The organism is Bacillus sp. PAMC26543, from assembly GCF_014250375.1.
GTDB lineage: Bacteria > Bacillota > Bacilli > Bacillales > Bacillaceae > Bacillus > Bacillus halotolerans.
Window position 1 is genome coordinate 1401461 of record NZ_CP060193.1, and the last position, 12524, is coordinate 1413984.

The 12524-nt window shown below is 43.4% G+C and carries 11 protein-coding genes, 1 tRNA gene and 1 other annotated feature; of the genes, 9 read left to right on the forward strand and 3 right to left on the reverse strand.

Annotation, left to right across the window (positions count from 1 at the left end; translation table 11 throughout):
* Window positions 1-6 precede the first annotated feature (6 nt).
* Together H7F27_RS06980 and H7F27_RS06985 are read left to right on the forward strand one after the other, a co-directional pair.
* Window positions 7-516, forward strand: coding sequence for a YfcE family phosphodiesterase (locus H7F27_RS06980; RefSeq protein ID WP_024122391.1), 510 nt, complete (start codon window positions 7-9; stop codon window positions 514-516).
* A 130-nt stretch (window positions 517-646) separates the two neighbouring features.
* Window positions 647-720: transfer RNA gene (locus H7F27_RS06985), tRNA-Arg, on the forward strand.
* A gap of 56 nt (window positions 721-776) precedes the next feature.
* Here the strand turns inward: H7F27_RS06985 and H7F27_RS06990 are convergent.
* The gene (locus H7F27_RS06990; protein WP_101861322.1) at window positions 777-1604 is read right to left on the reverse strand and encodes a YsnF/AvaK domain-containing protein; all 828 of its coding nucleotides are present in this window, start codon (window positions 1602-1604) and stop codon (window positions 777-779) included.
* Between the two features lie 262 nt (window positions 1605-1866).
* Here H7F27_RS06990 and H7F27_RS06995 point away from each other — a divergent pair, with 262 nt between their 5' ends.
* Window positions 1867-3132: a Kelch repeat-containing protein gene (locus H7F27_RS06995; protein ID WP_185848742.1), complete on the forward strand. Its 1266-nt coding sequence runs from the start codon at window positions 1867-1869 to the stop codon at window positions 3130-3132.
* A gap of 193 nt (window positions 3133-3325) precedes the next feature.
* Here the strand turns inward: H7F27_RS06995 and H7F27_RS07000 are convergent, their stop codons facing one another.
* Both H7F27_RS07000 and cotQ read right to left on the reverse strand, forming a co-directional pair.
* A complete protein-coding gene (locus tag H7F27_RS07000; protein ID WP_185848743.1) occupies window positions 3326-3781 on the reverse strand; it encodes a GNAT family N-acetyltransferase in 456 nt (151 codons plus the stop codon).
* A 170-nt stretch (window positions 3782-3951) separates the two neighbouring features.
* On the reverse strand, window positions 3952-4278 hold the full coding sequence (gene cotQ, locus H7F27_RS07005; protein ID WP_024122387.1) for an inner spore coat protein CotQ: 327 nt from the start codon (window positions 4276-4278) through the stop codon (window positions 3952-3954).
* 448 nt (window positions 4279-4726) lie between these two features.
* Window positions 4727-4976 (forward strand) — a binding site (T-box leader).
* Window positions 4977-5097: 121 nt separating this feature from the next.
* On the opposite strand from cotQ, the gene ilvB reads away from it, so the two are divergent.
* From ilvB to leuC, 6 genes are read left to right on the forward strand one after another with little or no spacing between them, the layout of a single operon-like run.
* Entirely contained in the window at window positions 5098-6822 is a 1725-nt protein-coding gene (gene ilvB, locus H7F27_RS07010; protein WP_101861318.1) for an acetolactate synthase large subunit, read from the forward strand.
* On the forward strand, window positions 6819-7337 hold the full coding sequence (ilvN, locus tag H7F27_RS07015) for an acetolactate synthase small subunit (protein WP_024122385.1): 519 nt from the start codon (window positions 6819-6821) through the stop codon (window positions 7335-7337). Before ilvB ends, ilvN begins: the two co-directional genes overlap by 4 nt.
* Before the next feature lie 23 nt (window positions 7338-7360).
* Window positions 7361-8389 (forward strand): ketol-acid reductoisomerase, encoded by a 1029-nt coding sequence (ilvC, locus tag H7F27_RS07020; RefSeq protein ID WP_024122384.1) that lies wholly within the window; start codon window positions 7361-7363, stop codon window positions 8387-8389.
* Window positions 8376-9932, forward strand: coding sequence for a 2-isopropylmalate synthase (locus tag H7F27_RS07025; protein WP_185848744.1), 1557 nt, complete (start codon window positions 8376-8378; stop codon window positions 9930-9932). Before ilvC ends, H7F27_RS07025 begins: the two co-directional genes overlap by 14 nt.
* 18 nt (window positions 9933-9950) lie before the next feature.
* Entirely contained in the window at window positions 9951-11048 is a 1098-nt protein-coding gene (gene leuB, locus H7F27_RS07030; protein ID WP_024122382.1) for a 3-isopropylmalate dehydrogenase, read from the forward strand.
* 51 nt (window positions 11049-11099) lie between these two features.
* Window positions 11100-12518, forward strand: a complete 1419-nt coding sequence (leuC, locus tag H7F27_RS07035; RefSeq protein ID WP_106020211.1) for a 3-isopropylmalate dehydratase large subunit — start codon at window positions 11100-11102, stop codon at window positions 12516-12518.
* Window positions 12519-12524: the final 6 nt, after the last annotated feature.

Consider the following 12524-nt stretch of genomic DNA (forward strand, 5'->3'; position numbering starts at 1 on the left):
GTATATATGAACGTGCTGATTATCAGTGACAGCCATGGGCTTGAAGAAGAACTCCAAACCATCGCGAAACGTCATGAAGCGGATGTTGATCTCATGATTCATTGCGGAGACTCTGAGCTTGAAACCGGCCATCCGGCGTTAGAGCCTTATTCCGTTGTAAAAGGCAATTGTGATTTTATCGGCGATTTTAAGGACGAGCTCCTGCTGACGGCCGGTTCCAAAAAAATATTGGTTACGCACGGACACCTTCATGGTATTAAACAGACCTTATTAAACGTATACTATCGTGCAGAGGAGCTCGGAGCGGATATCATTTGCTTCGGGCATTCACACATCGCAGGAAGCGAAATGCTGCGCGGAAAACTGCTGATTAATCCCGGCAGCATCCGCCTTCCAAGAGTGCGCAGCACAGAAAGCTATGCTATACTGTCTTTAGAAAATGATACAGCAACAGTGCGTTTTTATAACCAAGCAGGCGATGAAATCATTGATTTGCAACACCGGGTAACCCTATGAAATATCACATGAGGAAGAAAAATTTCTTCCTCATGAAAAAAATTCTAAAAAACCGTTGACTTATCATTGCATCCCATATATAATAAATCTTGTCGCTGATAGTTAAAGCGAAAACAAAAAAACAAAACGTGTCCCAGTAGCTCAGCTGGATAGAGCAACGGCCTTCTAAGCCGTCGGTCGGGAGTTCGAATCTCTCCTGGGACGTACCAAGAAAAAACCTCAAATCTTAAAGGATTTGAGGTTTTTGTTTATGATGATTTTTATTTGTTATTTAACGTATCATCATCCAGATCGCGGACATTTCCTTCTTTATTCAGTCGCGGTTCTTCTTTTTTCACAGTTTCGGAAATATGTTCGTTTTCTTCGACAGTCCGTTTTCCGACAACCACTTCATCCGTAACAACTGGTTTTTTTGTCACTTCGAGCTTTTCCTCAACGATAGGAACTCTGACCGTTTCTGAGTCATTTACGGGAGAAGCGTCTGCCGTGTTTTCATCCACCGGACGGCGTTCAACGTAAATTTCATCATGTCTTACCGGAATGTCGATATCTCTTTGTTCTGTTTTGACTTCTTTTCCGATTTCCACTTCTCCGGTTTGGATATCTTCTTTATCCACTTTCAGCTGTTCTTCTCGAAGCGGCATGGTTTTTTCTTCTTTTGTTGTATAATCCACTGTCTCATTTGGATTTGCAAAGCCGCCTGAAAGGGCATTGCCGTTATCAATAGTCGCATCTAAGTCTGCGTCTGTATCGACGGCTACGAGAAGTTTTCCGTCATCCAGATCCTCTTGATACTTGTCTATTTCATCATTTGAGATATCCAGGTCTGATAATGCTTTGCTGTGCGCGCCAGTATCATCCATTGTGAAATAATCTTTCAGTTTATCGAAAAAGGATTCAGAATCGCTATCATTTGCTTCAAGGGCTTGATTTACTTCTGTCCCTGTACGGGATTCGAGATAATCGGTATCCCGGCGATTTGTGACAACAGAAATATCGTCAGAATCATACCCCTTTGTTAGTAAGCCTTCAATCACTGCAATGGTCTCTTGTGGAGTTTCGTATACACCAACTACACTTTTTGTCATATTAATCTCCTCCTCTGTAAAAATAAAATTTTATCGTTCTTGTCGTCTTTAATTCCCGTTACGTTTTAAAATAAACAAAATAGAAAACACTCACAGTTTTCGACAATCGCATAAAGATTAATTTATATTATTTCTTTTTAAAAGAATAAGCTTTTTATTATATGAATTTCCTGAAAAATAAATATTTGGATACAGATATGGAAAAATTTATAGTCATGCCGATATTTGTTATGTGGAAAAACAAATAAAGGAGTGTTATCTTTTGAAAAAATGGTTCATTGTTTTTTTCTTATTCGTGATTACGCTGTTTCAATCGCTCCAAACAGTTAGCGCGGAAACAGTTGAATGGAAAGAAAGAGCAGATTTGCCTGAGCCGCGTGTCGGCGCAAGCAGCGGTGTAGTAGATGGAAAGATATATGTGATAGGTGGCGGGACAGTAAAATCAGGTACTTATGGGAATCAAACGTTTGTCTACGATCCTAAAACAAATGAATGGACAAAAAAAGCGGACATGCCCACGGAGAGGGGAGGAGCTGCGACTGTTACAGTTGACGGTAAAATTTATGTCATGGGTGGAAGGTCAAACGATGGAGTTGTCAAGACAGTAGAAGTATATGATCCAAAAAAAGATACGTGGGAAAAATTGGTTGACTTACCCTTTGAAAAAATGGTTCCAGCCTATAAGATTTATGCAGAAGCTATTGGAAAGAAAATTTATGTTGTAGGTTCTGCAAGTAACTCGTATGCAACGACTTACAGTTATGATCTAGAAACGAAGAAATGGGAGGAAAAACAAAAATTAAATTATGAAGTAACCGGAGCAGTAACCGGAGCTTCTACAGCAATAATTGATAATAAACTATATATTCTTGGCGGAACTCATTATATACCCCAAATCGTTTATGTTTATGATCCAGAAAAAGACACATGGGTAGAAAATGGTAAAGGATTCACAGCAGGATATTATTCTGCTCTTCCTTATAAAGGAAAAATTCTGATGACTGGAGGTGTAAACCGAATAAAGGTGTACGATCCCAAAAGTCAATCAGTTACAGCTGTGACAAACCCTAAAGTCCCCTACAGAATGGCTCATTCTTCTGCCATTATTGATGATACTCTCTACGTAATCGGTGGAAGAGAGGAAACATCCAGTTTTACTGGAAGTGCATTCTCTAAATTTAAATCAGTTATGTCAATTTCATTAAAGGATTTAAACATACCAACCGATGGGGCTGAGAATCCAGGAGATAAGGATAATGGATCAACAACCCCTTCTGAGGATAATTCAGCAGAAGACGGAGACGCCCTTCTTGTTATTACAATGGTAAACGGTTTGCAAAAAGAGTACCAGCTGTCCATGAAAGAAGTGAACGGTTTCCTCAAATGGTATAAGCAGCGTGATGCTGGAGAGGGACCGGGCTTTTATGAAATTGATGAGCATGACAACAACAAAGGGCCTTTTGAAAGTAAAAAGGATTATGTTGTGTTTAAAAATATTTTGATGTATGAAGTGAATAAATATAAATAATAATTCAATCATCCAGTACAATGCTGGATGGTTTTTTTGTGTGATAAGCAATCGAGAAAGTTGTCTGCAGAAGGAAAAAACGTAGCAGATTGCTAATGTAAAATGCTGCCTAGATAGCAGAAGGTGAATTGTAACCACAAAAAAAGATAGATAAGACAGAAACATAGTCCTGCACTTATCTATCCTTTATATTTCACAATTCCTTTGTCATAAACACGCTGTTCGGATCTTCCGTATAGTCTGCAAACGGCTGGCAATACCGGAATCCGAAGCTTTCATAAAGTTTTCTTGCCGGCTCGAAAGAAGTCATTGACCCCGTTTCCAAACTCAATCGCTGATAGCCGCGCCGCTTGGCTTCTACTATAAGGTGCTGAAGAACCTTGCTGGCAACGCCCTTTCTTAAATGGGAAGAAGAGGTTCGCATCGACTTAATTTCTCCATGCCGGCTGTCCAGTTCCTTAAGTGCTCCGCAGCCGGCTAATTCATTGTCGTCCCAAGCGCTCCAAAATGTAATCTCAGGTTTTTTCAGCCTTTCTATGTCCAGGGCATGAATACTTTCAGCCGGAGACATGAGAGTCATGCTATGTAAATGCTCACTCACTAATTCGATCACTTGATGTCCGGTCAAATCATCTACTTTAATATGCAAAATGAATTCCTCCTCAAAAACCGTAACTCTGAACAGACTTATCATTTATCTTAAAATATATCCTTTTTGCTTCCAAATAGTAAGATAGGAAACCTCACAGTCTATTAACTTTATTAAAGATGAATAAATTAACAAGTGCCGAACATAGATGTTCGGCACCTCATGATATTTTAATATCGAAATCCTCCGTGTACTCCAGATGCTCCGCCGAATCCTCCGGCGTGCGTTGCGGGAATACTGAAACCGCCGCCATGGCCGCTATAGCCGGCACCTGAAAATTGCTGCCCGTAAAATCCTGAAGCATATGGAAATGAGGAGTACATAGCAGAGGGGGTGCTTAGCGGGCTGTATGCCTGGCTGTACGGCTGTCCGTATCCAAAGCCTCCAAATGGCTGATGGCCTTGCTGGTAAAAGCTGGGAGCTGCCGGATAAAATGGCTGGGGAAAGTTTGGAAAACCCCCGGGAAATCCTTGGATGTCTGCAAATGATTTATTCATCGTATCACCTTTTCTTTGCAAGATAACACCAGTGTATGACGAAAAATAATGAAAGAGCCTATCCGAACTGAAATCGTTTTTTTGCGAGAAGATCTTTCATATAGACGTTTCATCGAAACAATAACACGTCATATTATGTGACATATTTATATGAAATTGAAAAATTCGAGTGTAAACTTGATAGATTAATAAAAAAATTACAAAAACTTTTATCTTTTGAAATTCCTTATATACCAATAATGAAAGCGTATACAGTATAGTTTGATTAATCTAAATTGTCTAATAATTTTAAAAAATGCTGTTGACACTGCGTCCAAAGCGGCGTAATATGAGTTCAACAAAAGATAAACGCAAGTTTCACAAGCACAAATGATTGCAATATGATTCTGAAAAATAAAAAACAAACGATCTTCTTGGACGGCAGAAAAGCTGTTCAAGAGACTGAATATGAAAAGCGCAGATGAGGATAAGTAGCCTTGAAAAAGCTTTCCACAGAGAACCGGATTAGCTGAGAACCGGCGAAGCTTTACAAGGTGAACTCGCCTCAGAGTGCCAGTCTGAAATCACAGTAGGACTTGGCCGGGTGAACGATGATGTTTACTCGTTATTAAAACGGATAGGAATATCCATGAGACGGCCGCATGAAAGGCCGTAAACAAGGGTGGTACCGCGGAAAGAAGAGCCTTTTCGCCCCTTTTGGCTATCGCATTCAATGCGCGGCTGATTGTGGGCGGAAGGGCTTTTTTTATTGAATAATCAGCTATAAAGCTAATAAATGATGATCTTTAGAGGATGAAAATCCAAAAGGAGGAACTAAAAATGGGGACTAATGTACAGGTGGATTCAGCATCTGCCAAATGTACACAGACGATGAGCGGAGCGTTAATGCTGATTGAATCATTAAAGAAAGAAAAAGTAGAAATGATATTCGGCTATCCGGGCGGAGCTGTACTTCCGATCTACGATAAGCTGTACAATTCGGGAATGGTACATATCCTTCCCCGGCACGAGCAAGGCGCCATTCATGCAGCAGAAGGATACGCGAGAGTTTCTGGAAAACCAGGGGTCGTTATTGCGACATCAGGCCCGGGAGCGACAAACCTTGTTACTGGACTTGCGGATGCCATGATTGATTCACTGCCTTTAGTCGTCTTTACAGGGCAGGTGGCAACCTCCGTTATCGGCAGCGACGCTTTTCAGGAAGCGGACATTTTGGGAATTACAATGCCGGTTACAAAACACAGCTATCAGGTCCGCCAGCCGGAAGATCTGCCGCGCATCATTAAAGAAGCATTCCATATTGCGACAACGGGAAGACCGGGGCCTGTACTAATCGATATTCCGAAAGATGTTGCAACAATTGAAGGAGAATTCAGCTATGATCACGAGATGAATCTCCCGGGATATCAGCCGACAACGGAGCCGAATTATTTGCAGATCCGCAAGCTTGTGGAAGCCGTAAGCAGCGCAAAGAAACCGGTTATCCTAGCGGGTGCGGGCGTATTGCACGGAAAAGCGTCAGAAGAATTAAAAAATTATGCCGAGCAGCAGCAAATTCCAGTTGTGCACACGCTTTTAGGACTTGGGGGTTTCCCGGCAGACCATCCGCTTTTCTTGGGGATGGCGGGTATGCACGGCACTTATACAGCGAACATGGCCCTTCATGACTGTGATCTTTTAATCAGTATCGGCGCCCGTTTTGATGACCGCGTCACAGGAAACCTGAAACATTTTGCGAGAAACGCAAAGATTGCCCACATTGATATTGATCCGGCTGAAATCGGAAAAATCATGAAAACACAGATTCCGGTTGTCGGCGACAGCAAAGTTGTCCTGCAAGAGCTGATCAAACAAAACGGCAAACAAGGCGATTCAAGCGAATGGAAAAAACAGCTTGCCGAGTGGAAAGAAGAGTATCCGCTCTGGTATGTAGACAATGAAGAAGAAGGCTTTAAACCTCAAAAACTGATTGAATACATTCATCAATTTACAAAAGGGGAAGCCATTGTCGCAACGGATGTCGGCCAGCATCAAATGTGGTCAGCGCAATTTTATCCGTTTCAAAAGGCAGATAAATGGGTGACATCAGGCGGTCTTGGAACAATGGGTTTCGGCCTTCCGGCAGCGATCGGCGCACAGCTGGCCGATAAAGATGCAACCGTGGTGGCGGTGCTTGGAGACGGCGGTTTTCAAATGACGCTACAGGAACTTGATGTTATTCGCGAATTGAATCTGCCGGTTAAAGTTGTGATCTTAAATAACGCTTGTCTCGGAATGGTAAGACAGTGGCAGGAGATTTTCTATGAAGAGCGTTATTCAGAGTCTAAATTCGCTTCACAGCCGGACTTTGTCAAATTGTCAGAAGCATACGGCATTAAAGGCATCAGAATCTCCTCTGATGCAGAAGCGAAGGAAAAGCTGGAAGAGGCATTGACATCAAAAGAACCGGTTGTCATTGACGTTCGGGTCGCCAGCGAAGAAAAAGTATTCCCGATGGTGGCTCCGGGGAAAGGGCTGCATGAAATGGTGGGGGTGAAACCTTGAAAAGAATTATCACATTGACTGTGGTGAACCGCTCCGGCGTGTTAAACCGGATCACCGGTCTATTTACAAAAAGACACTACAACATTGAAAGCATTACAGTTGGACACACAGAAACAAGCGGCGTCTCCAGAATTACCTTTGTCGTTCACGTTGAAGGAGAAAATGATGTTGAACAGCTGACAAAACAGCTTAACAAACAAATTGATGTGCTGAAAGTCACTGACATCACAAATCAATCAATTGTCCAAAGGGAGCTGGCCTTAATCAAGGTCGTTTCCGCACCGTCAACGAGGACAGAGATTCACGGAATGATAGAGCCGTTCAGAGCTTCTGTCGTTGATGTCAGCAGAGACAGCATCGTTGTACAGGTGACTGGCGAATCTAACAAAATTGAAGCGCTGATTGAATTACTAAAACCGTATGGAATCAAAGAAATTGCGAGAACAGGTACAACGGCTTTTGCGAGGGGCACTCAGCAAAAGTCGTCATCCAATAAAACAATATCTATTGTATAAAACAAAACAAGGGAGAGATTGAAATGGTAAAAGTATATTATAACGGTGATATCAAAGAGAACGTATTGGCTGGAAAAACAGTAGCGATTATCGGTTATGGCTCACAAGGGCATGCACACGCGCTGAACCTGAAAGAAAGCGGAATTGACGTGATTGTCGGTGTCAGACAAGGAAAATCTTTCACTCAGGCGCAAGAAGACGGACATCGAGTATTTTCAGTAAAAGAAGCTGCGGCTCAAGCTGAGATCATTATGGTTCTTCTTCCGGATGAACAGCAGCAAAAAGTATATGAAGCTGAAATCAAAGATGAGCTGACTGCAGGCAAATCATTGGTCTTCGCTCACGGATTTAACGTTCATTTCCACCAAATTGTTCCACCGGCAGATGTTGACGTATTTTTGGTAGCGCCTAAAGGTCCTGGACATTTGGTTAGAAGAACATATGAGCAAGGAGCAGGCGTACCGGCGTTGTTCGCGATCTATCAAGATGTGACAGGTGAAGCGAAAGATAAAGCTTTGGCATACGCAAAAGGAATCGGCGGAGCAAGAGCAGGCGTTTTGGAAACGACATTTAAAGAAGAAACAGAAACGGATCTGTTCGGTGAGCAAGCTGTACTTTGCGGAGGATTAACTTCCCTTGTAAAAGCTGGATTTGAAACATTAACTGAAGCTGGTTATCAGCCGGAACTTGCATACTTTGAATGTCTTCATGAGCTGAAATTGATCGTTGACCTTATGTATGAAGAAGGCTTGGAAGGCATGAGATACTCTATTTCTGATACTGCTCAATGGGGAGATTTCGTATCCGGGCCGCGTGTTGTAGACGCAAAAGTAAAAGAATCAATGAAAGAAGTCTTAAAAGACATCCAAGACGGAACATTTGCAAAAGAATGGATCGTAGAAAACCAAGTAAACCGTCCTCGTTTCAACGCAATCAATACGAGCGAAAACGAACATCAAATCGAAGTGGTGGGAAGAAAGCTTCGTGAAATGATGCCGTTTGTCAAACAAGGCAAGAAGAAGGAAGCGGTGGTCTCCGTTGCGCAAAATTAATTTTTTCGATACGACGCTTCGTGATGGTGAACAATCCCCTGGAGTAAACTTAAATACACAGGAGAAACTTGCCATAGCAAAGCAGCTCGAAAGACTCGGGGCAGATATTATTGAAGCGGGATTTCCCGCTTCGTCCCGAGGTGACTTTTTAGCTGTGCAGGAAATCGCAAGAACCATAAAAAATTGTTCTGTGACAGGTCTTGCCCGCTGTGTAAAAGGTGATATTGATGCGGCCTGGGAAGCGTTAAAAGACGGTGCTCAGCCAAGAATTCACGTATTCATTGCCACATCGGACATTCATTTAAAACACAAGCTGAAAATGACGCGTGAACAGGTCATCGAAAGAGCGGTTGAAATGGTGAGATACGCAAAAGAGCGTTTCCCGATTGTTCAATGGTCTGCTGAAGATGCCTGCCGAACTGAACTGCCGTTTTTAGCGGAAATCGTAGAAAAAGTGATTGACGCAGGGGCTAGTGTCATCAACCTTCCGGATACAGTCGGCTATTTGGCTCCGGCAGAATACGGGAATATCTTTAAATATATGAAAGAGAACGTTCCAAACATTCATCAAGCAAAGCTGTCAGCTCACTGCCACGATGATTTGGGAATGGCAGTCGCCAATTCTCTCTCAGCGATCGAAAATGGCGCCGATCAAATTGAATGTGCGATTAACGGAATTGGTGAAAGAGCCGGAAATGCTGCATTAGAGGAAATTGCAGTTGCCCTTCATATCAGAAAAGATTTCTATCAAGTCGAAACAGGCATTACGCTAAATGAAATAAAACGCACTAGTGATTTAGTAAGCAAGTTCACAGGTATGGCTGTTCCGCGAAATAAAGCGGTAGTGGGCGACAACGCATTTGCTCATGAATCAGGCATCCACCAGGACGGTTTCTTAAAGGAAAAATCAACATACGAAATTATTTCACCAGAGCTTGTCGGTGTAACGGCAGATGCGCTTGTCCTAGGCAAGCATTCAGGACGCCATGCATTTAAAGACCGGCTGACTGCATTGGGATTCCAATTTGATAGTGAAGAGATTAATAAGTTCTTTACGATGTTTAAAGAGTTAACTGAGAAGAAAAAAGAAATCACTGATGAGGATCTTGTCTCTCTTATTTTAGAAGAAAAAGTAACAGACCGCAAGATTGGGTATGAATTTCTTTCTCTGCAAGTCCATTATGGAACATCTCAGGTCCCTACGGCTACGGTTTCTTTGAAAAATCAAGAAAACGCCCAGCTTATTCAGGAAGCGGCAACAGGAGCCGGAAGCGTGGAAGCGATATACAATACCCTTGAACGCTGTATTGATAAAGATGTGGAGCTCTTAGACTACCGCATTCAGTCCAATAGAAAAGGCGAAGACGCATTTGCCCAGGTTTATGTAAGAGTAGTAGTAAACGGAAAAGAATCAGCAGGGCGGGGCATAGCGCAAGACGTATTAGAAGCTTCGGCGAAAGCCTATCTGAACGCTGTCAACCGTCAATTGGTTTTCCAGTCTAATATGAACGGACTGCAAAACCATACAGCTGTCGGATCATAAAAGAAAGGAGAACTTAATTTGAAGAAACGGATTGCTCTATTGCCCGGAGACGGGATCGGCCCCGAAGTATTAGAATCAGCGACAGACGTGCTGAAAAGTGTTGCCGAACGCTTCAGCCATGAATTTGAATTTGAATACGGCCTTATTGGAGGAGCGGCAATTGACGAACACAACGACCCTCTCCCAGAGGAAACCATTGCGATTTGTAAAAAGGCTGATGCTATTTTGCTTGGTGCTGTCGGCGGCCCGAAATGGGATCAAAACCCTTCGGAGCTGAGACCCGAAAAAGGTCTGCTCAGCATTAGAAAACAGCTTGACCTGTTTGCGAATTTACGGCCTGTGAAAGTGTTTGAAAGCCTTTCTGACGCTTCGCCTTTGAAAAAAGAATATATTGATAACGTTGATTTCGTTATCGTTCGTGAACTGACAGGCGGTTTGTATTTCGGCCAGCCGAGCAAACGCTATGTAAACAGTGAAGGTGAGCAAGAAGCGGTAGACACACTGTTTTATAAGAGGGAAGAAATTGAACGCGTGATCAGAGAGGGCTTTAAAATGGCGGCTGCCAGAAAAGGCAAGGTTACCTCTGTTGATAAAGCGAACGTTCTTGAATCAAGCAGGCTGTGGCGGGAAGTGGCTGAAGACGTCGCAAAAGACTATCCTGATGTGAAACTTGAGCATATGCTCGTTGATAACGCGGCTATGCAGCTGATTTATGCACCGAATCAATTTGATGTCGTGGTGACTGAAAATATGTTTGGTGACATTTTAAGCGACGAAGCGTCCATGCTAACAGGTTCTCTCGGAATGCTTCCGTCAGCCAGCTTATCAAGCTCAGGACTCCATCTGTTCGAGCCTGTACACGGCTCAGCACCTGACATAGCAGGGAAAGGGATGGCAAATCCATTCGCGGCGATATTATCAGCGGCAATGCTTTTGAGAACATCTTTCGGGCTTGAAGAAGAAGCGAAAGCTGTAGAAGATGCAGTCAATCAGGTTCTTACTTCCGGAAAAAGAACAAGAGACTTGGCGAGAGGCGAAGAATACAGCAGCACTCAGGCCATTACAGAGGAAGTAAAGACGGCATTGATGAGTGAAAATACAATTTCTAACGTGTGACAGCTTATGGTGTAAGCGGTCTTAGTTCATAGGTAGAGGGAGGAAATAAAGATGATGCCTCGAACGATCATCGAAAAGATTTGGGATCAGCATATTGTAAAACATGGTGAGGGAAAACCGGATCTTCTCTATATTGATTTGCATCTCATCCATGAAGTGACATCCCCTCAGGCATTTGAAGGGTTGAGACAAAAGGGAAGAAAGGTCAGAAGACCGCAAAATACATTCGCAACGATGGATCACAACATTCCAACCGTCAATCGCTTTGAGATAACGGATGAAGTTGCGAAACGCCAAGTGACAGCGCTTGAGCGGAACTGCGAAGAGTTTGGCGTACGCCTTGCCGATCTTCACAGCGTAGATCAGGGGATTGTCCATGTAGTCGGGCCCGAGCTTGGCTTAACGCTTCCGGGAAAAACGATCGTATGCGGCGACAGCCATACTTCCACTCACGGTGCATTCGGCGCCCTGGCATTTGGAATCGGAACGAGTGAGGTTGAGCATGTTCTTTCTACACAGACACTCTGGCAGCAGCGTCCGAAAACGCTTGAGGTGCGTGTAGACGGGACACTGCAAAAAGGGGTAACGGCAAAGGATGTCATTCTTGCTGTTATCGGTAAATACGGCGTGAAATTCGGCACCGGTTACGTTATTGAATACACTGGGGAAGTATTCAGAAACATGACGATGGATGAGCGGATGACCGTTTGCAACATGTCAATTGAGGCCGGAGCAAGAGCAGGTTTGATTGCGCCTGACGAAGTGACATTTGAATATTGCAAAAACCGCAAGTATACGCCAAAAGGAGAAGAATTTGATAAAGCCGTAGCAGAATGGAAAGCACTTCGCACTGATCCAGGCGCTGTTTACGATAAATCAATTGTGCTTGACGGCAATGACATTTCTCCTATGGTGACATGGGGGATCAACCCGGGAATGGTTCTTCCTGTCGATTCTGAAGTTCCGGCGCCGGAAAGCTTTTCAGCGGAAGATGACAAAAAAGAAGCGATTCGCGCTTATGAATATATGGGGCTGACTCCTCATCAGAAAATTGAAGACATCAAAGTGGAGCACGTATTTATTGGTTCCTGTACAAATTCACGCATGACTGACCTCCGCCAGGCTGCCGATATGATCAAAGGGAAAAAGGTGGCTGAAAGTGTTAGAGCAATCGTCGTGCCTGGATCTCAGAGCGTAAAACTTCAGGCTGAAAAGGAAGGGCTTCATCAGATCTTCTTAGACGCTGGATTTGAATGGAGAGAATCAGGCTGCAGCATGTGTTTGAGCATGAATAATGACGTTGTTCCTGAAGGAGAGCGCTGTGCGTCAACCTCTAACCGTAACTTTGAGGGCAGACAAGGAAAAGGCGCGAAAACACATCTCGTCAGCCCTGCGATGGCTGCGATGGCCGCCATTCACGGCCATTTCGTGGATGTCAGAAAGTTTTATCAGGAAAAAACAGTTGTGTAAGGAGTG